Origin of the sequence: Agrococcus sp. SGAir0287 (assembly GCF_005484985.1) — a bacterium.
GTDB lineage: Bacteria > Actinomycetota > Actinomycetes > Actinomycetales > Microbacteriaceae > Agrococcus.
Map to the genome: position 1 here is coordinate 2627686 of NZ_CP027942.1, position 23609 is coordinate 2651294.

Sequence of the window (23609 nt, forward strand, 5' to 3'; positions counted from 1 at the left end):
ATCCTATTGCCGATCGCAACACCCGAGACAGGAGCGCCAGTGGCCGCCTACGACGTCGTCATCGAGATCCCCAAGGGGAGCCGCAACAAGTACGAGGTCGACCACGAGACCGGTCGCGTCTACCTCGACCGCGTCCTCTTCACGACCTTCGTCTACCCGACCGACTACGGCTTCTTCGACCAGACCCTCGGCCTCGACGGCGACCCCGTCGACGCGCTCGTGCTGCTCGAGTACCCCGTGCCGCCGGGGGTGTTCGTGAAGGTGCGCCCCGTCGGGCAGCTGAACATGGAGGACGACGGCGGCATCGACACCAAGGTCATCTGCGTGCTCGAGAAGGACCCGCGCTGGTCGCACATCCAGGACATCGACGACGTGCCGAAGCAGACGCGCGACGAGATCGAGCACTTCTTCCTGCACTACAAGGACCTCGAGCCCGGCAAGTGGGCGAAGGTCGGCGGCTGGGAGGGCGCGGAGGCCGCCGAGGCCACCGTGCGGGCCGGATTCGCCGCGTTCGAGGCGTCGGGCCACGACGACGACGCGCCCGTGGAGGCACCGGCGCCCGGTCGCGACTGACGACCGCAGCAGCACGTCACGAGGGCGGCGCATCCGATGGATGCGCCGCCCTCGTCGTCTGCGTGCGCGGCGCCCACCACCCGCTCCTCGCGGCGAGCGCAGCGGCCACCACCCGCTCGTCGCGGCGAGCGCAGCGGCCACCACCCGCTCCCTGAGGTGCGAGCGCAGCGAGCCTCGAAGGGTGCCGAGCGACCGTCGCCTCGCGCGTCAGATGTTCGCGCCGCGCGCCCGCAGGAACGGCAGCGGATCCTGCGCCACGCCGTTCACTCGGATCTCGAAGTGCAGGTGGCAGCCGGTCGACCAGCCCGTCGAGCCCTCGTAGCCGACGACCTGACCCGCCGCGACGTACTGCCCGTAGCCGAGAGGCGAGGGCGCGGCCATGTGGTAGTACCGCGTCTGCACGCCGCCGCCGTGATCGATCCAGATCATGTTGGCGCCGTAGGAGTCCTGGCCGCGCACGGCGACCGTGCCGGCGGCCGCGGCGTAGATCGGGGTGCCGCAGCCTGCGACGATGTCGAGGCCGGCGTGGAGCTTCGAGAAGGATCCCGTGACGGGGTCGGTGCGCCAGCCGAACGTCGACGAGATGCGACCGTAGTGCGGCGAGGTCCATCCGCTGCCGGAGACGCCCGGGCCGGCGTAGCCGCCACCGCTTCCGCCGCTGCTGCTGCCGCCGTTCTGCTGCGCGGCCGCAGCCGCTGCCGCCGCGGCTGCCGCCGCAGCCGCCTGCTGACGACGCTCCTCCTCCTGACGGAGTCGCTCCTGCTCGGCGAGGTACGCGTACCACTGCTGGCCGGCGTTGTAGTCGGCCTCGGTCGCGGCGCGGTTCTCCTCGAGCACGCTCAGCTGCGCCTCCAGCTCGGCCTTGTGGGCGTTCGTGCGGTCGACCGCAGCCGCCGCCTCGGCCGCCGCCGCCGTCGCGGCCTCGAGGGCGGCGTTCGCCTCCTCGCTGAGCCGCTGCCGCTCGTCGCGGGCGACGTCGGCCTGGTCCTGCAGCGACGACGCGGTGTTCGCGTCCTGCTGCGCCTGCGTGTAGAGCGTGTCAGCCGTCGAGGCGGCGCTGTCGAGCAGGCTCAGCCGGTAGAGCCACTCGTCGGCGCTGCCGGGGTTCGCGAAGAGCTCGACCGAGAGGTCTCCCGTGCCGCCGGTGCGCGCGAGCTGCGCTGCGAGCTGTGACGCGGCGCGCTGCGAGTCCTCCGCGACGCGCTGCGCGGCAGCCGCCTGCTCCTCGAGCTGCGATGCGGTGAAGGCCGCCTCGTCGTAGCGCTCCTGCGCGAGGGCCGCCTCGCCGGCGCGCTGGTTCGCGAGCTGCTCGGCTGCGGCCTGCTCGGACTCGAGCCTGGTGATGAGATCGCGGATCTCGGCGATCTGCGCCTGCTGCGCTGCGACGTCGCCGCGCGCCGCCTCGACCTCGCTCCACGTCGGGAAGCCCCAGGCGTCCTCGGCCTGCGCGGGGCTGCCGGGTGTGACGATGGTCGCGGCGAGCGCAGCGATCGCGGCCGTGGCGATGAGCCCGAGGCGCAGGCGCGACGGACGTCGCTGCGGCTGCGCGGTGCTCTGCATGCGGGATTCCTCGCCAGTGATGGAGACGGGGCTGGCTGCTGCAGACTATCAACCAGAGGTTGAGAGTCAAGGATGGTCGGCGGGCGTGCCCTCGTCCGGCTCGCCGACGCGGGTGCCCGCGCGCAGCCCGGCCATGCTCGCATCCTCTTCCACCGGATCCGCCGCGGCGCGCGGTGGGTCGCGTGAGCCCGCTCGACCTTCCTGCGCGCCGGTCGGCGCTCGCCCGCGACGGCGCCCGACACGCGCGGCGGACGCGCCCGGCGCCGGATTTGCAGGCGGAGGCATCGTCGCGTAGTGTCTTCCCTCGGTAGCCATGAGTCCATGACGCATGGCCCCATCGTCTAGCGGCCTAGGACATCGCCCTTTCACGGCGACAGCACGGGTTCGAATCCCGTTGGGGTCACTGGTCGATGATGCAAGGCCCTGTAGCGCAGTCTGGTTAGCGCGCCGCCCTGTCACGGCGGAGGTCGCGGGTTCAAGTCCCGTCAGGGTCGCGGTGCGGCCCCTCGCGAGAGCGAGGGGTTCACGCTAGGTCCGGGGGCCGCGCTCCCGGTCCGGCTCTGTAGCTCAGTTGGTAGAGCGCACGACTGAAAATCGTGAGGTCACGGGATCGACGCCCGTCGGAGCCACGCAGCGGTCGTTACGCCGCTGCTGAACCCCCGCGTAGCTTCTACATCGCGGGGGTTCCTTCATGCCCGGGCGCGTGCTCGGTCGTCGACGCAGCCAGGTCTGCTCGTCGACCGATGGCAGCTCGGGAGGTGCGGGCTGCACGCCGATCTCGGTGTCAGCGCTCCGGGATCAGGCGACGCGCGAGCCGGCTGACGAGACCGAATCGCGGCAGGCCGACCGCCGTCGAGCGCGTGGACGCGTGCACCCGACCCAGGTCGTCGGCGATCGAGATCCGACAGCGAACCTGCGCACGACGTCCTCGAACCGCGAGCACCCAGAGCTCGAGCGTCGCGCCGACGACCCACTCGGACGGGATCCGGCGTCGTGCCAGATGCCGTTGCAGGTCCGCCCGAAGGATGCGCGCATCCCTGGTCGCCGCTCGGTCCGATCCCTCGAGGTCGAGCCTCAGGGTGCTCGAGCCCGAGAGCACCGCCGCGCGAGCGAGATCGCCCAGGATCCAGTCCTGCTCCCACCCCGCGTCGCGGACGAAGTGCCCGGTCATCCCGTCTGCGACGTTCTCGAGCTCGATGCGTCTCGCCACGGCGCGAGGCTAGCCGAGTCGCGAAGCACGTCGGCGGCCCATGCCCGTGGCACGGCACTGCCGGCTGCGAGGATGACGGCATGAGCGAGGAGCCGACGCCGGGCGTCTACGAGCACTGGAAGGGCGCGCGGTACGAGGTGCTGGGCGTCGCGTCGCACTCGGAGACGGAGGAGCGCCTCGTCGTCTACCGGGCCTCGTACGGCGAGCGCGGTCTGTGGGTCCGGCCGGTCGCGATGTTCGTCGAGCGCGTGCAGCAGGACGGCTACGTCGGCCCGCGCTTCCGGCGCGTCGCCGACGCCTAGGCAGTGCGGGACGCGTCCAGCCCCGCCTGCGACGATCGAGGCATGCGAGGCGAGGGACGACCCAGGGCATCCGACGTGGTCGTCGGCGTGGTGATGCTCGGCGCTGCCGGCGTCTGCCTGCTCGTGGCGCTGCCGATCGCGCTCGGCCGTGGCGAAGCGCTCGTCGCCGTGCTGGCCTTCCTGGCCGTGACGATCGCGCTCGCCGCCGTCGGCGTCGCGCTGCTGCTGCCGATGCGCAGCCTCCGTCGCGTGCGCCCGTTCGCCTCGGGGCTCGTCGTCGCCACGCTCGGCGTGCTCGGTGCCGCGTGCCTCGTCGATCCCGTCGCGCTCACGGCGTCCGCGGGCGCTCGGGGTCCGTCGACGCCGGCGATGACGGTCGTGCTCGGCGTGCTGCTGCTCGCGGGCGCCGCGACGACGCTCGTGCTCGCGCTGCGCGGCCTCCGTCGCACGCGCGACGAGCGCCCGGAGGAGTGACGCCGCGACCGGTCAGGCGCGGATCGCGTCCTCGCTCGCGAGGCGCGGCTCGGTGCGCAGCTCGGGACGCACGCCCGCCTTGTCGGCGTAGAAGGCGCGGATGCGATCCATGTCGGTCGGCACGTCGCCCGTGAGGTGGAACGTGGGGCCGAGCCCCGCCGTCATCGTCGTCACGTCCGGGTAGCCGAGCGTGACGGGCAGGCCCGTCGCGACCGCGATGCGGTGGAAGCCGCTGCGCCAGTGCGTGCCGGAGCCGCGCGTGCCCTCCGGGGTCACGACGAGCTGGATCTCCTCGCCGCCCTCGATGAGCGCGATGACCTCGTCGACGATGCGCGACGGATCGCGGCGGTCGACGGGGATGCCGCCGAGGCGGCGCATGATCCAGCCGGCCGGACCGCGGAAGAGCTGGTGCTTGCCGAGGAAGCGCGGGCTGATGCCGTGCGACCACGCGATCGCGAGCATGAGCACGAAGTCCCAGTTCGACGTGTGCGGAGCGCCGATGACGATGCGGGAGCCCTGCACCGCCGGCTCCTCGCGGACGAGCGTCCATCGGCTGCAGCGCCAGTACAGGCCGGCGATCGCCCGCCGGACGGGCATGCGTCGTCGCGTCATCGTCTCCCCCGAGTCCGAGTCCTCGCATCCACGCTACGCGGGAGCGCATGCCGCATCGCGACCGAAGGGCCGTCGTGGGGGACGCATCTCGTCGCGAGGCGCCGCGAGCGGCGTCGCTCGCGACGAGATGCGGCCATCCCGGCGGGCGAGCGGCTCAGCGCCGGTCGCGCTCGCTGCGCAGCACCTCGAGGCGCGCGCGGTACTCGGTCTCGTCGATCTCGCCGTTCGCGAACCGGGTCGCGAGCGCCTGCTCGCCCGCGGCGGCCGCGTGCACGAACGGGCGGCGACGCAGCGACCGGCGCAGCAGCAGCACGACGGCCACGATGATCCCGATCCACAGCAGCGGGATCAGGATCCTGAGGAACCACAGCGGGCCGCCGCCGGGTCCGAAGCGGTCGAGCTGCTCGACGAGCGCCGGCGCCGCCTGCGCGATGGTGATGGACATGTCGGTCCTCCTGACCTGCGGTCGCCCTGACCGCCACGTCGAGGCTCCCGCCGCGCACCCCGTCCGCGCGTCCGGCGTCGGGATGCACCTGCTGCCTCCCCCAGGAGGCGGTCGGCGATCAGCCCTGCGCCCACCCGGGTCGCACGAGGCCCGTCTCGTAGGCGAGCACGACGAGCCGCACGCGATCGCGCGCCCCGAGCTTGCCCATCATGCGCGACACGTGCGTCTTCGTCGTCAACGGGCTCAGCACGAGCCGCGCGGCGATCTCCTCGTTCGTGAGGCCCTCGCCGACGAGCGCGAGCACCTCGCGCTCGCGCTCGGTGAGCGCGGCGAGCGGTGCCGCGTCGACCGGTCGAATGCCGTCCGCGACGCGCTCGAGCAGACGCCTGGTGACGGAGGGGCTGAGCAGCGCGTCGCCCTCCGCGGCGACGCGCACGGCGCGCAGCAGGTCGACGGGGTCGGCGTCCTTCACGACGTACCCGCTCGCGCCGGCCACGATCGCGTCGCCGACGAGCTCGTCGAGCTCGAAGGTGGTCACGACGACGATGCGCGTGCCGGCGAGATCGGGATCGGCGACGATGCTCCGCGTCGCCCAGAGCCCGTCGCGCCCCGGCATCCGGATGTCCATGAGCACGACGTCGGGCCGCTCGGCGCGCACGAGGGCCACGGCATCCTCGCCCGTCGCCGCCTCGCCCACGACCTCCATGTCGGGCTCGGAGTCGACCAGCGCGTGGAGGCCGGCCCGGATGAGCGCCTGGTCGTCGACGAGGGCGACGCGGATCACGGTGCCTCCGGGAAGGTCGCGACGACGGCGAAGCCGCGGCCGGACGGGCCCGCCTCGAGCGTGCCGCCCAGCAGCGCCGCCCGCTCGCGCATGCCGAGGATGCCGGTGCCGGCGCCGGGCGTCGCGGGCGCGGGACCCGCTGGACCGTCGTCGACGATGGCGGCGCGGGCGGCCCCGTCCGCGCGCGACAGCGCGATGCGCACCGTCGCGCCGGGCGCGTGGCGCGCGGCGTTCGTGAGCGCCTCGCGCACGATGCGCACGATCGCCGACTGGATCGCCGTCGCCGGCCTCGGCTGGAGCGCGTCGGCGATCTCGACGCGGACGCCCATCGCCGTCGCGCTCGCCACGATCGCGTCGAGCGCGTCGAGGCTCGCCTCGGGCACGAGCGGCCCCGTGGCCTCGCCGCGCAGCACGCCGAGCATGTGGCGCACGTCGTCGAGCGCCTGCCTGCTCGTGTCGCGGATGGTCGCGAGCGCCTCGGTCGCGCGGGCGGGCTCGCGGTCGGCGAGGTGCAGCGCGACGTTCGCCTGGACGGAGATCGACGAGAGCGAGTGCGCCAGCACGTCGTGCAGCTCGCGGGCCATGGCCTCGCGCTCGCTCGCCTGCCGCGTGCGCGCCTGCTCCTCCGCCTGCTCACGGGCGAGGCGCTCCTGCTCGCGGCGGGCGCGCCGCGCGGTCGCGATGACGAGCACGATCGTCAACGCGACGCACGTCATGACCGACGTCACGATCCAGCCCCTCGGCGGGCTCACGATCGAGATCGTCACGACCGCGGCGACGAGCGTGCCGACGACGGCGCCGACGGCCCAGATCGCCTCCCCGCGGCGCACGGCCAGCACGATCGCGAACGCGAAGGGCAGCACGCCGATCGGCGGCGGCCACGGCACGAGGATCCAGGTGAGCGTCGCGGACGCCGCGGCGACGAGCATCCCCGTCCGCGGCCAGCGGTCGACGACGAGCAGCGCGAGGGATGCGACGATCCCCGCGATGACGCTCGCGGCGGCGAGCGCGGGTGCGATGCCGCCGAGACCGAGCTCGCGCCAGCCGAGCATCGGCCGGCCCGTCATGCCGAGGCGCCCGAGCTGCACGGCCGTGACGACGACGAGCGAGACGACCGCGCCCGCGATCGCGAGTCTCGACGGGCGCGGGGACGGCATGGCGTCAGCGTAGCCAGCGTGCGCCAGCGAGGCGTCGGCCGAGGGGAGGCGGCCGACTGCTCCCCCGGGAGGCGGCTCGACGGGGATCGGGACGTGTTGCGCCGGGCGCGCCGGTGCTCGGTCGGCCGTCACATGACGACGCACCGCAGCCCCACGTGGGAGGACGCGGCTACGGTGGCCGGACCATGGCGAACCTCCCCGTCCTCGACCTCTCCGATCTCGACCGCGGCGAGGCGGCAGCAGCCGCCTTCCGCACGCGCCTGCGCGAGGCGACGCGCGACGTCGGCTTCCTGTACCTCGTCGGCCACGGCGTCGACGACGACTTGCAGAGCCGGGTGCACGGACTCGCCAGGGCGTTCTTCGCGCTGCCCGAGGATCGCAAGCTCGCGATCGAGAACGTCACGAGCCCGCACTTCCGCGGCTACACGCGGCTCGGCGGCGAGCGCACCGAGGGCAAGGTCGATCGGCGCGAGCAGATCGACGTCGGTCCCGAGCGGGAGCCCTCCGACCGCGACGACGCCGACTACTGGCGGCTGCAGGGCCCGAACCTCTGGCCCGAGTCGCTGCCCGAGCTCGAGGTCGTCGTGCGCGAGTGGCACGACCGGCTCACCGACGTCGGGCGGCGGCTGCTCGCCGCCTGGGCGCAGTCGCTCGGCGCACCCGCCGACGTCTTCGACGACGCCTTCGCCGATCCCTTCACGCTCATCAAGATCGTGCGCTACCCCGGCTCCGACGCGCGCCGCGACGGCCAGGGCGTCGGCGCGCACAAGGACTCCGGCGTCCTGACGCTCCTGTGGGTCGAGCCCGGCAAGGACGGCCTGCAGGTCGAGATCGACGGAGCGTGGGTGGATGCGCCGCCGATCGACGGCGCCTTCGTCGTGAACATCGGCGAGCTGCTCGAGCACGCGACGAACGGCTACCTCCAGGCGACGCGGCACCGCGTGCTGACGCCGCGGTCGGGCGAGGACCGCGTCTCCATCCCCTTCTTCCTCAATCCCGGGCTCGACGCGCGCATCCCCGTGCTCGACCTCCCGCCGGCGCTCGCCGCGGAGGCGGGCGGCGTCTCGCAGGACCCGGCGAACCCGATCTACGCCACCTACGGCGAGAACGCGCTGAAGTCGCGGCTGCGGGCGCATCCGGACGTCGCGGCGATCCACCACCCGGACCTCGTCGCGGCCCGGGCGGCGTCCTAGCCGCCGACGGCTCGTCGGCCCGCGCCTACGCTGGAGAGATGTTCACGCGACGCGAGGCCGCCATCCGCCTCGACATCCCCGTGGAGATGGCTGAGCGGCACGGCATCCCCGCGATGATCCGCGACGGGGAGCTGACGGCGATCGAGGCGGAGCCACCTGCCTGGCTCCTGCAGTCCCGCGCCGACCGGCGCCCGGGCGCGCGGCCGGTCTGGGTGCGGCTCGAGTGCGTCGTGTGCGGGCTCGAGGAGTGGGAGCGGCCGAAGAAGTGGTGGCCGGAGCTCACGATGGTGCTGTGCGACCGCCACGACCCCTCCGAGGCGCCGCGGCCGGCAGCCGGCACGGTGCGATCGGAGATCGACGGCATCGGTGGCCGCTTCGTCGGGATCGTCGACTCGCCCGCCTGAGGCATCGACGGCCCTCTGCGGCTGCGGCCTCCTCGGCCAGCCGTGCGACCCGACCGACGAGCGGGACCCTTTCGAGGCTCGCTTCGCTCGCACCTCAAGGGCCGGTTCTGGGGCGGCCCCACGCAGTTGGTCGAGGAGCGCGCGAGCGCAGCGAGCACGCGTCACGAGACCACGCGACCGCCGCACCCGCGCAGCCACGCGCTCGGTCGCGTCGAGCGCGCACGGCACGAGGTCTCGTGACGGCTGCAGCCTGCGGCTGCGGCCTCCTCGACCAGCTGATGGGAGCATGCGGGTGCGGGTGCGGGGGCCCTTTCGAGGCTCGCTTCGCTCGCACCTCAAGGGCCGGTACGGGGAAGGGGCTCCCTGACCAGCCGGTCGAGGAGCGCGCGAGCCGCCAGGCGAGCACGCGTCACGAGACCACGCGACCGCCGCACCCGCGCAGCCACGTGCTCGGTCGCGCTGAGCAGGCACGCACGAGGTCTCGTGACGGCTGCAGCCTGCGGCTGCGGCCCCCTCGACCGGCTGATGGGGACACGCGGGTGCGAGGGACCCTTTCGAGGCTCGCTCCGCTCGCACCTCAAGGGCCGGTTCTGGGGCGGCCCCACGCAGTTGGTCGAGGAGCGCGCGAGCGCAGCGAGCACGCGTCACGAGACCACGCGACCGCCGCACCCGCGCAGCCACGTGCTCGGTCGCGCTGAGCAGGCACGCACGAGGTCTCGTGACGGCTGCAGCCCGCGGCTGCGGCCTCCTCGACCGGCTGATGGGGACACGCGGGTGCGAGGGACCCTTTCGAGGCTCGCTCCGCTCGCACCTCAAGGGCCGGTACCGGGAAGGGGCTCCCTGACCAGCCGGTCGAGGAGCGCGCGAGCCGCCAGGCGAGCACGCGTCACGAGACCACGCGAGCGCCGCTCCGTCCCAGCCACGCGCCCGGCCGCGTCGGGGCACGTCCCGACGTCCCGCCACGGCCCTCGCCGGCCGAGGCTGGAGCGTCAGCGCCCCAGCGTCTCGACGAGGCGCACGAGGTTGCGCGTCGCCATCGTCACGGTGAGGGGGCCGACGCGAGGCACGAACGCCGACGCGACCTCCAGCGCCGAGTCGTCGAAGTTCCGGCGCTCCGCGACGTTCACGAGCAGCGCCCCGGGCTTCAGCTCGGCGCCCGTGATGGGCTCGAACGCGGGCGCCGGCACCGCCGACACCACGACGTCGGCCTCCGCGAGCGCCTCGGCGCGCGACGCCGTCGAGTCGCGCACGTCGTGCGTGTGCCTGCCGATCGCCGGCTCGAGCAGCAGCGAGCCGTGCACGTCGAGGGAGTGCACGCGCGCGCCGTCGTTCGCGAGCATCGCCGCGAGCGGGCGGCCGACGATGTCGGACCGGTTCACGACGCACGCCGTGAGGCCCTCGAGCGGCGCCTCCGAGCCCTCGCCGCGCATCCCCGCGTGCTGCAGCAGCTTGAGGATCGCGAGCGGCGTGCAGGGCAGGATCGCGCGCTTCGCGCCGTCGTCGTCGACGAACCGGCGGTTCTCGTAGAGCAGGCGGCTCCAGAAGGAGTGCATGCCCTCGATGTCCTTGCGCGGGTCGACGAGCTCGCGCAGCCAGCGGTCGGCGGCGGCATCCATGAGCGGGTAGTAGAGGAAGATGCCGTCGACGTCGCGGTCGGCGTTCGCCGCGGCGATCGCGGCCTCGACCTCGTCGGCGCCGACGTGCCGCACCTCCATGGCGATGCCCACGGCCTCGCAGCCCTTCCGCGCGTAGCGCGCGTACGTCGCCGCGGGGCCGTCGTCCTGGCTGAGGATGCCGACGACGCGGAGGCTCCGACCGCGCTCGACCAGCGCCGCGACGGCGGAGCTCACCTCGTCGCGGTACGCGCGGGCGACCTCGGACGGGTCGACGATGGTGGCGGTCATGCGCGGCTTCCGACCTCGAGCGCGGTCAGGATCGCATCCCACGCGCGCTGCCTGCGCTCCTGGAGCGCCGGCTCGTCGTCGAGGCCCGCGAGGTTGACGTCGGCCGTGCGGATCGCGGCGCGCGCCGCACCGAGCAGCAGGTCGCGACCGGCGAGGACGTCGCTGCGCACGCCCGTCTTCACGAGGGGCTCGACGGCCGTCGAGAACGCGACGGCCTCGAGTGCGGCGTCCGCGACATCGAGCGGCGCGACGGTGGCCACGACCGTCTCGACGCGGATGGCCGCGGTGCGCTCGGCACGCTCGGCGTCGTCGCCGCGCGGCATGCGGTAGGCGTCCATGAGCGCCTCGAAGACCTCGACGTCGACGTCGACCGCTGCACGCAGCGTCTCGAGGATGCCCTCGCCTCGCGTGCGCGCCTCGTGCAGGGTTGCGGCGGCATCGTCGTCCATGCCCTTCCCCGCGAGCGTCACGTCGATCGCCATGAGCACGAGGCCGGCGCCGAGCGACGCGGCGTGCGCGGCGATCGAGCCGCCCCCGGGCGTCGGCTCGGCGGACGCCGTGCGCCGCAGCAGCTCGTCGCCCGACGCGGCCCACAGACTCTCGCTCACGTGCTGCGACGATACCGGGCCGCGGCGGTGGCGATGCGCGGGGCCGGGCAGGAGCGGCGGTCGCGAGGTCTCGTGACGCGGAGGCGCTGCGCGCCTGCGCTCCTCGACCAGCTGCACGGGGTCGCCATCGAAGACCCCCCGACCGCACCATCAGCCGGTCGAGGAGGCCCCGAGCGCCAGCGAGGAGCCGTCACGAGACCACGCGACATGCCCGCTCCCCGCGACCACGCGCGATCGGGCAGGAGCGGCGGTCACGAGGTCTCGTGACGCGGAGGCGCTGCGCGCCTGCGCTCCTCGACCAGCTGCACGGAGACGACCTCCGAGCAGCTGGTCGGGAGACGGCGTCAGCGGCGCTTCGCCTGCTTCTCGGGCGTCGGCAGCGTGCCGGCGGCGCGGTGCGCCTCGTAGTACGCCATCGCCTCCGCCTGCCGCTGGCCCTCGACCCCCGACGCGATCGGGGCGCGCAGCAGCTCGTCGCCGAGGCCGAAGGCGTCGACGAGGTCGAGCGCGTGCGGTCGGATCTTCACGAGCAGTCGCTCGATGGTCGACGTCACGACCTTCGCACGCGAGCCCGAGAGGCGACCGTTCGCGAGGTACCAGGCGAGGTGCCGCTCGAGCAGCGTGAGCGCGAAGAGGTCGCGCACCCACGTCATGACGCGCGCCGTCTCGCCCGACATCCGCTCGACGGCCTCCGTCAGCGCCTTCCACTGCTGCAGCTCGGCCCAGGCCCGTGCGGCCTCGATGAGCTCGTTCTGCACGTTGTTGAACGCCTTCGCGGTCTTCGCGGCGTCGCCCCGCGGCACGTGGCGCAGGCGCCCACCGATCTCGGCGACCATCGTCTCAACGCGGTCCGTGAGCAGCTCGCGCTGCACCGCGGTCGTGCGCAGGGCGCGGGACGCCGTCGCCGGCTGCCGCAGGTCGCGCACGTCCTGCGCGACGACGTGGAGGCCGACCTGCGCCGCGGCACGTCCGGCGAACTCCTTCGCAGCGAACTGCGCGAGCTGCGCGGCGGACGCACCCTTGAACTGCTTGGCGAAGTCGCCCAGCAGGCGCTTGCCGACGAGCTGCAGCATCACGGTGTTGTCGCCCTCGAACGTCGCGTAGACGTCCATGTCCTGGCGCAGCATCGTCAGCCGGTTCTCGGCGAGGAAGCCTTGGCCGCCGCACGCCTCGCGCGCCTCCTGCAGCGTGTCGAGCGCAGCCCAGGTCGAGAGCGCCTTGAGGCCGGCGGCGAGCGTCTCGAGGTCCTCGCGCGCCTCCGGGGTGTCGGTCTCGCCCGAGAAGACGCCGTCGAACTCCGTGAGCAGCCGCTCGTGGGCGTACGACATCGCGTACGTCTCGGCGAGGCGCGTGAACAGGCGCTTCTGGTGCCTGCGGTAGTCGAGCAGCACCTCCTCCTCGACGTCGCTCGACGCCTGGAACTGGCGACGCTCGGCGCCGTACCGGATCGCGATCGCGAGCGCCGCCTTCGACGCCACCGCCGAGGCGCCGTCGAGCGAGACGCGGCCCTGCACGAGCGTGCCGAGCATCGTGAAGAAGCGGCGTCCCGGGCTCTCGATCGACGACGAGTAGGTGCCGTCGGCGGCGACGTCGCCGTAGCGGTTCAGCAGGTTGCGGCGCGGCACGCGCACGTGGTCGAAGTGCAGCCGACCGTTGTCGATGCCGTTGAGGCCGCCCTTGAAGCCGTCGTCCTCGCCGCCGACGCCGGGCAGGAACTCGCCGGTCTCGGGGTCGCGGATGTCGACGTAGAACGCGTGGACGCCGTGGTCGACGCCCTTCGTGACGAGCTTCGCGAACACGACCGCCGCGACGCCGTCCTTCGCGGCGTTGCCGAGGTAGTCCTTCCACGCGCCGCGGAAGGGGGTGTGGATGACGAACTCCTCCGTCGCCTCGTCGTAGGTCGCGGTCGTGCCGATCGACGCGACGTCCGACCCGTGCCCCGTCTCGGTCATCGCGAAGGCGCCGGGCACGTCGAAGCGCATGATGGGCGGCAGCAGCCGCTCGTGGTGGTCGGTCGTGCCGAGGTGCAGCACGGCGGCGCCGAAGAGCCCGTACTGCACGCCGGACTTGATCTGCAGCGAGGGGTCGGCGAGCACGAGCTCCTCGAAGCCGGCGATGTTGCCGCCGTGGTCGTCCTCGCCGCCGAGCTCCTTCGGGAAGGCCACGAGCACGGCGCCGTCGTCGACGAGCATCCGCAGCTGGCCGAGCACGCGCTCGCGGTGCTCCTCCATCGTCTGGTTCGGGATGCGCTGGTAGGCGGGGTTCGCGGCCTTCGCGCGTGCGGCGAGGCGACGCTCGGCCCACGTGCCGAGCAGGTCGCGGCCGAGCCAGTCCACGTCGATGCGGGCGCGGCGCGGCGCGGGCTCGAGATCCAGGGGCGCGTGCGTCTCCTCGACCTCGAGCGGCTGGGATGCGGACAGGGTGTCGACCACCGATTCCTCCATGGCTTCCATCGAACGGATCTCGCGGATGGCTGCGACGGTACGCCGACTCCCCGAGCGTGGGGCGAGCGTTGACGCGGGCGACAGATCGGCCTCCGCATGCTCCGTCGTGCATTGTCGGATGTCCACCACCGATCGTCGGATCGATGGTGCCGACTCGACAAGCCGTAGCGTGGCTGGATGCGCCGCATCCGCCCCGCCCGCCTCGCCCTCGGCGGGCTCGCATGCCTCGTGGGCCTCGTGGCGCTCACCGCCGCGGTCGGCGCGGGCGCGACTTCGCAGGCCGACGAGGCCGTGCAGGCGTGGGTCGCCACCGCTCGCACCGGATGGATGGTCTCGATCGCCTCGGCGCTCGACCTCGTGGGCGCGAGGACGGGGGCGGCCGTCGTCGGCGTCGTCGCGGTGCTCCTCCTCGTCGCCGGGCGTCGCTGGTGGGCGGCGATCGCCGTGGCGACGAGCGCGGTGGCGGGCTTCGCCCTCAGCGAGGCGATGAAGCCGTGGCTCGGTCGGGCGCGGCCCGACGGCGGTCTGCTCGAGGCGCACTCGTCGGCCTTCCCCTCCGGGCACGCCGCCGAGGCGGCGGCGCTCGCGCTCGCCGTGGCGATCGCCGCCGGCTCGCGCGGATGGCTGGTGCTCGCCGCTGCGTGGATGGTGGCGATGGCGGCATCCCGGCTCGTCCTCGGCGTGCATTGGCTCAGCGACGTCGTCGGCGGTCTGCTGCTCGGCGCAGCGACGGCGCTGCTCGTGTGGGCGGCGGTCGCGGCGCTGCAGGGCGCCGGACGCCGGCGGCGTCCGTCCTAGAGCGTCGTGTGCAGCACGTCGCCGCCGACGATCGTCAGGGCGACGGGCATCGTGCGCAGCCGCTCGGGCTCGAGCGGCGCGTCGATCGCGACGAGGTCGGCGGGCTCGCCGACCTCGATGCGCGAGCGCGTCGAGCACGCGAGCGCCGTCGCGACGTCGATCCCCTCGTGGGGCTGCCACGGGGCGTCGCCGTCGCGCGTGCGCGTCACCGCGGCCGACAGCGACACCCACGGGTCGAGCGGCGCGACCGGCGCATCCGATCCGAGGATCACGCGCACGCCCGCGTCGAGCAGCGACCGGATGCGATAGGCCAGTCGCTCGCGGCCGGCCCAGTAGAGGGCGATGAGCTCGCGATCGTCGAGCATGTGCTCGGGCTGGATCGATGCGGTGACGCCGAGCGCCCCCATCCGCGCGACGTCGACGTCGGTCGCGAGCTGCGCGTGCTCGATGCGCCCCGTGACCCCTGTCGCCTCGAAGACGTCGAGCACGTGCGCGAGCGCGGCGTCGCCGATCGCGTGCACGGCGGGACGCAGCCCCATCCCCGCACCACGCGTCAGCACGGCGGCGAGCTGCTCCGGCGGCACCTCGAGCAGGCCGCGACCGCCGTCGGGGTAGGGGTCGTGGCAGTAGGCGGTGCGGGTGCCGAGCGAGCCGTCGGTGATGACCTTGAGCGGGCCGACGTGCACGCGCTCGTGGATCGCGCGGCCGGTGCGATCGCCGCGCGCCTCCGCGGCATCGAGGTCGTGCGGGTAGACGCCGACGTCGATGCGCATCCGCGAGCCCGAGCGCCGCGACCAGGCGCCGACGGCGTCGTCGAGGTCGAGATCGGTGAGCCCGACCACGCCGCGGCTCGCGGCGGCGTCGAGCGCGTCGCGGATCCAGCGCTCGCGCGTCGCGTCGTCGACCGTCGCCTCGAGGGCGCGCATGGCGGCGAAGCTCGGTGCCTCGCGCAGCATCCCGTCCTCGGGCAGCTCGACGCCGAGCATGCGGCCCATCGCGCTGCTCGACCACGTCGCGTGCAGGTCGGCGCTGATCGCCGTGACGGCGCGGTCGCCGGCGACGGCGTCGAGGAGGGCACGGCTCGGCGCATCGGGCCAGAGCCCCTCGCGCATGCCGACGGCGACGAGCGGCTCGTCGGCGGGCTGCGTGCGCAGCGCCGCGCCCACGATCGCCGCGGCCTCGACGGCACTGGCGGCGTGCGCGACCGACACGCGTCGCCGGTGCGCCGCCCACTGGCCGAGGTGCACGTGCTCGTCCCACAGGCCCGGCACGAGGATGCGGCCGTCGAGGTCGAGGTCGGCGTCCGCCGCACCTTCCGAGGGCGCGATCGCGGCGATGCGTCCGTCGGCCAGCTCGACGTCCACGAGCGAGTCGTCCTGCAGGCGGGCACGGGTGATCCTCACGGTCGTCACGCTACCGGCGGCCGGCGCTCCGGCTCGTCACGTGCGGAGGACCGCGCCAGCGCGCATCCAGCGGCCGGGCCTACCGTGCCCTCATGCACGTGATCGATCGCCGCACGATGCTCACGGGCTCGGCGGGCCTGCTGGGCCTCGGCCTCCTCGCGCTCGCCGGCTGCGCGCGCGACCAGCCGACTCCGTCGCCGACGCCGAGCATGCCCGACACCATCGACGCCGTCCTGTCCGACCTCCTCCTGACGCGCCGCTTCGGCCAGGAGGTCACGACCTCGACGGCCTTCTACTCGATGGCGCTCGTGGCGGGTCGCGTGCTGCTGTACGACGACACCGACGCGATCGAGGGGCGGCTGGCGGTGCTCGACGCCGCCTCGGGCGCGACGCTGTGGACGTGGCCGCAGGCGCAGCCGGCCGTCGCCGCGATCGATCCGGCGCTCTCGGCGTTCTCGCCGAGCGAGCTCGCCACCGCCGGCGTCGGGGCGGAGACGATCCTCGCGGCGTCGACCTACCTGAACCCGTGCCCGCAGAACGCGGCGATCTGCGGCTCGGAGGGCCTCGATCGCACCGAGGGACGCGGTGTGGCCGCGTTCGCCCTCGACTCGGGCGAGCTGCGATGGCATGCGCTGCTCGTGCCACCGGTCGACGCCGAGGATCCTGCGGCCGAGCGCAGGCGGAACGCGTCGACGCAGCCGGTCGGGGGCACCGACGACGTGCTCGTCGTACGGGTCGGAGACGCGCAGCTGGCGGTCTCGGGCGGGTCCGCGCCGAGCGACCCGCTGGATGCGGGCACGGTCGCGGTCTCGGCGGTCGACGGCAGCACCGTCTGGGAGCAGCCCGGATTCGTCGCCGCGACGGTCGTCGACGACGTCGTCCTCGGATGGCGACGGACGGACGCCGGCGACGCGATGGTCGTGGTGGATGCCGCGACGGGCGACGACCTGTGGGAGGCGGAGGTCGGCCAGCGACTCGTCGGACCCGCCGGTGGCGCCGTCGTGGTCGAGGCCGAGGGGGCCGCGTGGCTCGCGGACGCTCGCACGGGCGACGTGCTCGTCGAGCTCGTGGACGACACGACGCGCACGCCGGCAGGCATCGAGCTCGGCACGGGCGTCGACGGGGAGCCGCTGGCGACCTGGGTCCGCTCGCCCTACTCCGAGACCGAGGACGCGCTCCCCGGCTACCGGCTCTGGAGCTCGACGGGCGACGCGGCGCGTCCCGGCGCCGAGGAGCTGGGCGACTTCGACATCCCGACGCTCGTGCACGACGGCTACGTCTGGTGCACCGACAACGACCGACTGCACGCGCGCGACCGCAGCGGAGCATCGCGCAGCGACGGCATCGCGGGCATCATGCGCGGCGTGGAGGACGCGCTGCTGCTCGTCGAGACGAGCGGCGGCTTCGAGGTCTACGAGATCGCCTGAGCCCGGCTCAGGCGGTGCCGGGCCTCGCCGCGGGGTCCACGTCGCGCTCGGCAGGCGGATCCTCGACGACGGACGCGATCGTGATCGGCGCCGTCTCGGTGGGACCACGCCGCCGACGACCGCGCAGCGCGTCGCCGATGCGCGCCGCGACGCCGTTCGCCACCGCGATGCCCACGAGCAGCACGCCGCCGCCGACGAGCTCGGCGGTCGACGGCCGCTCCCCGCGCAGCAGCACGCTGGTCGCGATCCCCACGATCGGCACGAGCATCGCGAACGGCACGACGGAGGACGCAGGATGCCGCGCGAGCAGCGAGTTCCAGATGCCGTAGCCGATGAGGCTCGCGACCACGGCGGTGTAGACGACCGATCCGATGCCGAGCGGGCTCACGTGCGTCAGCGCATCCACGATCCGCTCGGGCCCGTCGACGGCGAGCGAGAGCGCCGCCATCGGCACCGGCACGACGATCGCCGACCACACGGTGAGCCCGAGCCCGCTCGCGGCGCCGGCCTTGCGCGTGATGACGTTGCCGATCGCCCACGTGGCGGCGGATGCGACGACGAGCAGCAGCGCGACGAGCGGCACGTCGCCGGATCGACCGACGGCGACGATCGCGACGCCCAGCACCGCGATCGCGATGCCGACCGCCTGCACGCGCGTCGGTCGCTCGCCGAGCACGAGGGCCGAGACGGCGATCGTCACGACGACCTGCGTCTGCAGCACGAGCGACGCGAGGCCGGGCGGCATGCCGAGCGAGAGGCCGAGGTAGAGGAGGGCGAACTGGCCGAGCGACATCGTCGCGCCGACGAGCAGGATCGTGCGCCACGGCAGATCGGGCCTCGGCACGAGGAGGATCGCGGGCACGAGCACGACCAGGAACCGCAGCGCGAGGAGCAGGAAGGGCGGCAGCTCCTCGAGCCCGACGTCGATGACGACGAAGTTCGAGCCCCACAGCAGCACCACGAGCAGCGCGAGGGCGACGTGACGGGGCGGCATGCATCCATCCTCGCCGGGCGGTGGCCCGCTGGCGGCGGGCCACCGGTCGACCCGTGGCGTCAGCGGATGACCCGCCGGGCGCGGATCCGCGTGCGTCGCACGGCGACGTGCGGGGCGTCGCGCCAGGCGGCGAGCCCGGGTGGCACGACCGGCGTGCGCGCGGCGTCGGCCGCGTCGCGCGCGGCGTCGAGGGTGCGCTGGACCTCGTCGCGATCCAGCAGCCGCTGGCGGAGGACGGGGTCGACGGGATGGGCGCGGTAGCCGTCGGTGCGCACGTCGATCACGACCGCGACGACGGCGGCGACGCCGAGGGCGATGAGCAGGACCAGGAAGGCGTTCATGGCAGTCATTTGACACCTTGCAAGATCCTGCCACCAGTGGCATGATCGCCAGCATCCGTCAAGATCCCGCCAACGCCCGCGAGGAGGCGCCGTGAAGGTCGCATGCATCGTCGACGACCTCGTCAACCCCTTCGAGCTCGGCGTCGCGTGCGAGGTCTTCGGCGACGACCGCTCGGATCGGGGCGTGCCGCGGTTCGACTTCCGCGTCGTCGCACCCGTGCCGGGCAGGGTCGCCGTCGACTACCAGGGCGGGTTCTCGCTCGAGGTCGCGCACGACCTCGCCTTCGTCGACGAGGCCGACATCGTCGTGGTGCCCGCCTTCCGCGACTGCGCGCGGGATACGTGCGGCACCGAGGTGCTGGACGCCGTCCGTCGAGCGCACGCCCGCGGCGCCTGGATCCTGTCGCTCTGCACGGGCGCCTTCGTGCTCGCCAGGGCCGGGCTGCTCGACGGGCGACCTGCGACGACGCATTGGCGGCACGCGGATCGGATGCAGGAGGAGTTCCCGGCCGTGGAGGTGCGATGCGACGCGCTCTACGTGGAGGACGGTCGCATCGTGACGAGCGCCGGCACCGCCGGCGCGATCGACGCCTCCCTGCACCTCGTGACCATCGCGATCGGCGCGCAGGCGGCCTCGACGATCGCGCGGGGCATGGTGATGCCGCCGCAACGCGACGGCGGACAGAGCCAGTACGCCACGGGCCCCGTCGCCGAGCGGCACGCCGAGACGCTCGCGCCGCTCGTCGCATGGATGTCGGCCAACCTGGCGCTCGATCACTCGGTCGGCTCGCTCGCGGCCCGTGCGCACATGAGCGAGCGCACCTTCGCGCGCCGGTTCAAGGAGGAGCTCGGCACCACCCCCGCCGCATGGCTCGCGAGCCACCGCGTGCGCCTCGCGCAGCAGCTGCTCGAGGCCACCGACCTCACGCTGGACGCCGTCGCGAGCGAGGCCGGGTTCGGCAGCGCCGCGCTCATGCGCCACCACTTCCAGCAGCACCTCTCGACCACCCCGAGCGCCTATCGGCAGCGCTTCCAGCTCACGCGCTCGGCCCTCGCGCCCGTCGCCTGAGCCGATCGGCGACGCACGTCGGGGCGACGACCAGCGCCTGCGCACGAGCCGTCCAGACCTCCGTGCTGGACTCGAGGCATGCATCGCCGTTCCTCCGCCCTCGTCGTCGCCGCGCTCGCGGCGACGCTGACCGCCTGCGTCATCCAGCCGCCTCCCCTGCCGTCGCCGGTCGAGGCGTGGCGCGTGGACGACCGCCTCGTGACCATGCCGCACGAGGAGTCGGGCACGCTCGTGGCGTATACGACGGCCGGCCCCGACTCGCTCGAGGTGGTCGCGTGGGATGGCGCGGACGGCACGGAGCTGTGGCGCGTCCCGAGCGCACCCCTCGCGAGCGGACGCGCCGCCGAGATCGTGCCGTTGGACGACGGCTCCGGCCGCCTCGTGGTGCCGGTGCTCGTGCCCGAGGGCGATGCCGTGCGGTGGTCGGTCCGCGACCTCCTCACCGGCGAGGAGCAGGCGTGGTCGACGAGCTCCGCCGACGGCACGCCGGCGTCGTGGGAGCAGGTCTACCAGCTGTGGCGCTGCGGCCCGGAGCAGCCCGCGACGTCCCTGTGCTTCTCGGTGCCGGACGGCACGGAGACGACCGCCGAGTTCCTGCGCATCCGACCCGGCCACGGCGTCGACCTGCTGCCCGTCGCGCAGCAAGGGTCCATCTTCGCGACGCAGCTCGGGCTCTACACCGATCGCTCCACGCAGACGATCGACCTGATGGTCGACGGCGCGATTCGTTGGTCGAGGCCGTGGGCGGACGCCTTCTCGCACGTGTTCGCCGACGGTGCGATCGACGTGCGACGAGCGGGCGACCTGCTGCTGGTGACGTCGGCGCCCGGGTGGTTCTCGCGCACGCTGCAGCTCGAGTCGATCGACACGGTGGCGCTCGACGTGGACTCCGGAGCCGTCCGCTGGCGCGTCGAGGGCGCGATGCCGTGCACGGATGCGGACTCCGCGACGATCCTGCTCTGCGAGATGGGCGGCACCGACGACGACTCCGGAACGCGCTACACCTCGGTCGCCGTCGTCGGCACCGACCTCGCCACGGGCGAGGAGCGCTGGCGCGCGACCTATCCCGAGTCGGGCGTCGAGATGCAGAACGGGGAGGGCCGCTGGTCGTGGTTCTCACCCGTGCACGCGCTGCTCCCGGACGAGGCCGGGCAGCCGGTGGTCGTCGACGTGGCGACGGGCCAGCAGCGCGCCGTGCCCGTCGACGCTCCCCTGCCGTGCGCGCAGGGTGGATCGACCGTCGCGTGGACCGACGGAGCGCTGTCGATCCCGATCGCCGAGCTGCCCGCGTGGTGCGACGCGTCGGGGACGCTCGTCGCCGAGCCGGAGGTCGACCCCGTCGTGCTCGAGGCGATCACGACGCGGATCGGGGACACCTGGGTGATGGCCACCCCGTCGGGCCTCGTCGGCTACCGCCTGGGCTGACCCGTCCCGCTGGCCTCAGCTCGCCGGCAGCGCCACGAGCGCGCCGCTGCCGGCGGGCAGGCGCACCGCCGCGTCGTCGAGCGCGACGTCGGGCGAGGTCGCGAACAGCAGCGTCGCACCCGGCTGCACCGGAGCCTCCCAGGCCGACTCGCCGACGTTCACGAGCACGTCCACGGGACCGGTGCCCGGCGCCGCATCGGCGTCGGACGAGCCCGCGACCCGCAGCGAGCCGCCGCGTGTGAGCCGCAGCGTGCGCGCCGACTCGTCGACGACGACGGCGTTCGCATGCAGCGAGGGGTCGGTGAGCGCCGCCCACTCGCTGCGCAGCGTCGCGAGCCGCCGGTACCCCTCGAGCACCCTGGCGTGACGACCCGATCCGAGCTCGTCCCAGCGCAGCCGAGAGCGCTCGAAGGTCGCCGGGTCCTGCGGGTCGGGCACGACGTCCGGATCCCAGCCCATCGCGGCGAACTCCGCGATGCGCCCTTCGGCGGTCAGGCGGCCGAGCTCTTCCTCGGGGTGCGAGGTGAAGAACTGGAAGGGGGTCGAGGCCGCCCACTCCTCGCCTTGGAAGAGCATGGGCGTGTACGGACCCGCGTAGAGCAGCATCGCCGCGACGAGCAGCTGCGAGTCGTCGAGCACCTCGACGATGCGGTCGCCCACGGCGCGGTTGCCGATCTGGTCGTGGTTCTGCGCGCTCACGACGAGCCGCCACGACGGCATCCGCTCGACGTCGACCGGATGCCCGTGGTCTCGGTCGCGGAACGACGAGAACGTGCCGTCGTGGAAGAAGCCGCGCTCCATGACCTTGGCGAGCGCGCCGAGCGGCTCGAAGTCGGCGTAGTAGCCGGTCGTCTCGCGGGTGAGCGCGACGTGGACGGCGTGGTGGTAGTCGTCGCTCCACTGCGCGTCGAGCCCGTACCCGCCGCCCTCCCGCGGCGTGATGAGCCGCGGGTCGTTCATGTCCGACTCGGCGATGAGCGTGAGCGGCCTGCCCTGATGGGCGGACTCGGAGGCGACGGCGATGGTGAGCGCCTCGAGGATGTGGTCGTCGGGATCGTCGACGAGCGCGTGCACGGCGTCGAGGCGCAGCGCGTCGACGTGCATGTCGCGCAGCCAGTACAGCGCGTTGTCGATGACGTACCGGCGCACCTCGGGCTCGCGCACGTTCACGACCTCACCCCACGTGTTGCGCTCGTCGCTCAGGTACGGGCCGTAGAGCGGCAGGTAGTTGCCGCTCGGCCCGAGGTGGTTGTAGACGACGTCCTGCACGACCGCGAGGCCGGCGGCGTGGCACGCGTCGACGAAGCGCTGGTACGCGGCCGGCCCGCCGTACTCCTCCTGCACCGCGTACCAGAGCACGCCGTCGTAGCCCCAGTTGCGGGTGCCGTTGAACGCGTTGACCGGCAGGATCTCGACGTGCGTGACGCCGAGGGAGACGAGGTGCTCGAGTCGCGTCGCGGCGGCGTCGAGCGTGCCCTCGGGCGTGAAGGTGCCCACGTGGAGCTCGTAGATCACGCCGCCGGCGAGCCGCCGACCCGTCCACGCGGCGTCCTGCCAGTCGTGCTCCGCCGGCTCGAACGTCTGCGAGCGGTCGTGCACGCCGCGCGGCTGGCGCCGCGAGCGCGGATCCGGGCGCACCGCGTCGTCGTCGTCGATCTGGAACCCGTACTCGCCGGCCGGACCGGTCTGGCGCCACCAGCCGTCGCCGACGGCCTCCATCTCGGTGGACGCTCCCTCGGTGACGAGGCGCATGCGGGTCGCGCGCGGCGCCCAGACTCGGTACTCGTGATCGGCCATGCCCTCATGCAAGCAGAGCGCGCCTGGGCACGCGGCGCGGTTGCGCCGCCCGGACGACGGCGACTAGGCGTCGGTCGCGCGCCGCGCCGCGCTCATCGCGCCGCGCCGTGGCCGCGCACCTCGCGGAACCATGCGTTCGACGACGGCACGAAGAGCGCTGCGACGGCGACGACGAGCACGACGGCGCCGAGGCCGGCACCGCCACCGCCCACGAGGGCGAGCACGCCGACGAGCACCGCGACGATCGCGAGCCCCGCGCGTGCGCCATCGCTGCCGCGTGCGACGAGCACGGTGAGCACGAGCTGCACGACGAGGACGATCGCCGTCGCCGCGACCACGGTCATCGCGACCGCGTCCGGCTCGATCGACGCGGCGCCGGTGGACTGCGCGAGCGTCACGGCCGCCGCGAGGGCGACGAGCACGCCGATCGCCGCCCCGACCGACAGCGCGAACGACGCCCACAGCAGGAGGACGGCGAAGGCGACGGGGTCCGGCCGGTCGAGGCGCGTGACGCGCGGCGGCCCGGAGCGACCCTGTCGCGCCTCGGCGACCGCGGGCGGCGCGTGCGCCTCGTCGCCCCTCGCGGCGACGCTGCCGACCGGCACGGGCACGATGAAGCGCGGCGCGCTGCGGCGCGGCTCCTCGGGAGGCGTGGTCATGCCGCGACGGTAGTCCGGCCCCGACG

Annotated in this window: 23 protein-coding genes and 3 tRNA genes; 12 read left to right on the plus strand and 14 right to left on the minus strand. The window is 73.9% G+C overall.

Annotation, left to right across the window (positions count from 1 at the left end; genetic code table 11):
• Window positions 1-39 precede the first annotated feature (39 nt).
• A complete protein-coding gene (locus tag C1N71_RS12520) occupies window positions 40-573 on the plus strand; it encodes an inorganic diphosphatase (RefSeq protein ID WP_137756710.1) in 534 nt (177 codons plus the stop codon).
• A gap of 207 nt (window positions 574-780) precedes the next feature.
• Here the strand turns inward: C1N71_RS12520 and C1N71_RS12525 are convergent, their stop codons facing one another.
• Entirely contained in the window at window positions 781-2133 is a 1353-nt protein-coding gene (locus C1N71_RS12525; RefSeq protein WP_137756711.1) for a M23 family metallopeptidase, read from the minus strand.
• 330 nt (window positions 2134-2463) lie between these two features.
• Here C1N71_RS12525 and C1N71_RS12530 point away from each other — a divergent pair.
• The 3 genes from C1N71_RS12530 to C1N71_RS12540 all read left to right on the plus strand — a co-directional run bounded on the left by C1N71_RS12530 (window position 2464) and on the right by C1N71_RS12540 (window position 2762).
• Window positions 2464-2536: transfer RNA gene (locus C1N71_RS12530), tRNA-Glu, on the plus strand.
• A 16-nt stretch (window positions 2537-2552) separates the two neighbouring features.
• Window positions 2553-2627 (plus strand) — tRNA-Asp (locus C1N71_RS12535).
• Between the two features lie 62 nt (window positions 2628-2689).
• Window positions 2690-2762, plus strand: a tRNA-Phe gene (locus C1N71_RS12540).
• Window positions 2763-2917: 155 nt separating this feature from the next.
• Here the strand turns inward: C1N71_RS12540 and C1N71_RS12545 are convergent.
• Window positions 2918-3343, minus strand: a complete 426-nt coding sequence (locus tag C1N71_RS12545) for a hypothetical protein (RefSeq protein WP_137756712.1) — start codon at window positions 3341-3343, stop codon at window positions 2918-2920.
• An 80-nt stretch (window positions 3344-3423) separates the two neighbouring features.
• Between C1N71_RS12545 and C1N71_RS12550 the strand changes: the two genes are divergently transcribed.
• Window positions 3424-3645 (plus strand): DUF1653 domain-containing protein, encoded by a 222-nt coding sequence (locus tag C1N71_RS12550; RefSeq protein ID WP_137756713.1) that lies wholly within the window; start codon window positions 3424-3426, stop codon window positions 3643-3645.
• A gap of 42 nt (window positions 3646-3687) precedes the next feature.
• On the plus strand, window positions 3688-4119 hold the full coding sequence (locus C1N71_RS12555) for a hypothetical protein (RefSeq protein WP_137756714.1): 432 nt from the start codon (window positions 3688-3690) through the stop codon (window positions 4117-4119).
• Between the two features lie 12 nt (window positions 4120-4131).
• Here C1N71_RS12555 and C1N71_RS12560 read toward each other — a convergent pair whose 3' ends face one another.
• From C1N71_RS12560 to C1N71_RS12575, 4 genes are all read right to left on the minus strand, one after another.
• Window positions 4132-4716 carry a 1-acyl-sn-glycerol-3-phosphate acyltransferase gene (locus tag C1N71_RS12560; protein ID WP_137756715.1) on the minus strand — a complete coding sequence of 195 codons (585 nt, stop codon included), beginning with the start codon at window positions 4714-4716 and terminating at the stop codon, window positions 4132-4134.
• 169 nt (window positions 4717-4885) lie between these two features.
• On the minus strand, window positions 4886-5176 hold the full coding sequence (locus C1N71_RS12565) for a hypothetical protein (RefSeq protein ID WP_137756716.1): 291 nt from the start codon (window positions 5174-5176) through the stop codon (window positions 4886-4888).
• Window positions 5177-5294: 118 nt separating this feature from the next.
• Window positions 5295-5960, minus strand: coding sequence for a response regulator (locus C1N71_RS12570; RefSeq protein WP_137756717.1), 666 nt, complete (start codon window positions 5958-5960; stop codon window positions 5295-5297).
• Complete coding sequence (locus C1N71_RS12575) at window positions 5957-7117, minus strand: sensor histidine kinase (protein WP_137756718.1); 1161 nt, start codon at window positions 7115-7117, stop codon at window positions 5957-5959. Before C1N71_RS12575 ends, C1N71_RS12570 begins: the two co-directional genes overlap by 4 nt.
• A gap of 185 nt (window positions 7118-7302) precedes the next feature.
• Here C1N71_RS12575 and C1N71_RS12580 point away from each other — a divergent pair, with 185 nt between their 5' ends.
• Both C1N71_RS12580 and C1N71_RS12585 read left to right on the plus strand, forming a co-directional pair.
• Entirely contained in the window at window positions 7303-8310 is a 1008-nt protein-coding gene (locus tag C1N71_RS12580; protein WP_137756719.1) for an isopenicillin N synthase family dioxygenase, read from the plus strand.
• 38 nt (window positions 8311-8348) lie between these two features.
• Window positions 8349-8714 carry a hypothetical protein gene (locus tag C1N71_RS12585; RefSeq protein WP_137756720.1) on the plus strand — a complete coding sequence of 122 codons (366 nt, stop codon included), beginning with the start codon at window positions 8349-8351 and terminating at the stop codon, window positions 8712-8714.
• A 989-nt stretch (window positions 8715-9703) separates the two neighbouring features.
• Here C1N71_RS12585 and C1N71_RS12590 read toward each other — a convergent pair.
• The 3 genes from C1N71_RS12590 to C1N71_RS12600 form a co-directional block, all read right to left on the minus strand.
• The gene (locus C1N71_RS12590; RefSeq protein ID WP_137756721.1) at window positions 9704-10618 is read right to left on the minus strand and encodes a bifunctional methylenetetrahydrofolate dehydrogenase/methenyltetrahydrofolate cyclohydrolase; all 915 of its coding nucleotides are present in this window, start codon (window positions 10616-10618) and stop codon (window positions 9704-9706) included.
• On the minus strand, window positions 10615-11226 hold the full coding sequence (locus tag C1N71_RS12595) for a cyclodeaminase/cyclohydrolase family protein (protein WP_175414214.1): 612 nt from the start codon (window positions 11224-11226) through the stop codon (window positions 10615-10617). The genes C1N71_RS12590 and C1N71_RS12595 overlap by 4 nt, the downstream gene beginning before the upstream one ends.
• A gap of 344 nt (window positions 11227-11570) precedes the next feature.
• Window positions 11571-13670, minus strand: a complete 2100-nt coding sequence (locus tag C1N71_RS12600) for an acyl-CoA dehydrogenase family protein (RefSeq protein ID WP_137756723.1) — start codon at window positions 13668-13670, stop codon at window positions 11571-11573.
• A 177-nt stretch (window positions 13671-13847) separates the two neighbouring features.
• Here C1N71_RS12600 and C1N71_RS12605 point away from each other — a divergent pair, with 177 nt between their 5' ends.
• Window positions 13848-14468, plus strand: coding sequence for a phosphatase PAP2 family protein (locus C1N71_RS12605; protein WP_137756724.1), 621 nt, complete (start codon window positions 13848-13850; stop codon window positions 14466-14468).
• Here C1N71_RS12605 and C1N71_RS12610 read toward each other — a convergent pair.
• Complete coding sequence (locus C1N71_RS12610) at window positions 14465-15871, minus strand: amidohydrolase (protein ID WP_254678002.1); 1407 nt, start codon at window positions 15869-15871, stop codon at window positions 14465-14467. The two genes, C1N71_RS12605 and C1N71_RS12610, sit on opposite strands and share 4 nt — an antisense overlap.
• A gap of 92 nt (window positions 15872-15963) precedes the next feature.
• Between C1N71_RS12610 and C1N71_RS12615 the strand changes: the two genes are divergently transcribed.
• Complete coding sequence (locus tag C1N71_RS12615) at window positions 15964-17298, plus strand: PQQ-binding-like beta-propeller repeat protein (protein ID WP_137756726.1); 1335 nt, start codon at window positions 15964-15966, stop codon at window positions 17296-17298.
• A 7-nt stretch (window positions 17299-17305) separates the two neighbouring features.
• Here the strand turns inward: C1N71_RS12615 and C1N71_RS12620 are convergent, their stop codons facing one another.
• On the minus strand, window positions 17306-18292 hold the full coding sequence (locus C1N71_RS12620) for an EamA family transporter (protein ID WP_137756727.1): 987 nt from the start codon (window positions 18290-18292) through the stop codon (window positions 17306-17308).
• A 59-nt stretch (window positions 18293-18351) separates the two neighbouring features.
• A complete protein-coding gene (locus C1N71_RS12625; protein ID WP_137756728.1) occupies window positions 18352-18642 on the minus strand; it encodes a hypothetical protein in 291 nt (96 codons plus the stop codon).
• Between the two features lie 82 nt (window positions 18643-18724).
• Between C1N71_RS12625 and C1N71_RS12630 the strand changes: the two genes are divergently transcribed.
• Both C1N71_RS12630 and C1N71_RS12635 read left to right on the plus strand, forming a co-directional pair.
• Window positions 18725-19702, plus strand: coding sequence for a GlxA family transcriptional regulator (locus tag C1N71_RS12630; RefSeq protein WP_137756729.1), 978 nt, complete (start codon window positions 18725-18727; stop codon window positions 19700-19702).
• Window positions 19703-19780: 78 nt separating this feature from the next.
• A complete protein-coding gene (locus C1N71_RS12635) occupies window positions 19781-21127 on the plus strand; it encodes a hypothetical protein (RefSeq protein ID WP_137756730.1) in 1347 nt (448 codons plus the stop codon).
• Between the two features lie 15 nt (window positions 21128-21142).
• On the opposite strand, the gene treZ is transcribed toward C1N71_RS12635, so the two are convergent.
• Together treZ and C1N71_RS12645 are read right to left on the minus strand one after the other, a co-directional pair.
• Window positions 21143-22924: a malto-oligosyltrehalose trehalohydrolase gene (gene treZ / locus C1N71_RS12640; RefSeq protein ID WP_137756731.1), complete on the minus strand. Its 1782-nt coding sequence runs from the start codon at window positions 22922-22924 to the stop codon at window positions 21143-21145.
• Window positions 22925-23016: 92 nt separating this feature from the next.
• Window positions 23017-23583, minus strand: a complete 567-nt coding sequence (locus C1N71_RS12645; protein ID WP_137756732.1) for a hypothetical protein — start codon at window positions 23581-23583, stop codon at window positions 23017-23019.
• Window positions 23584-23609: the final 26 nt, after the last annotated feature.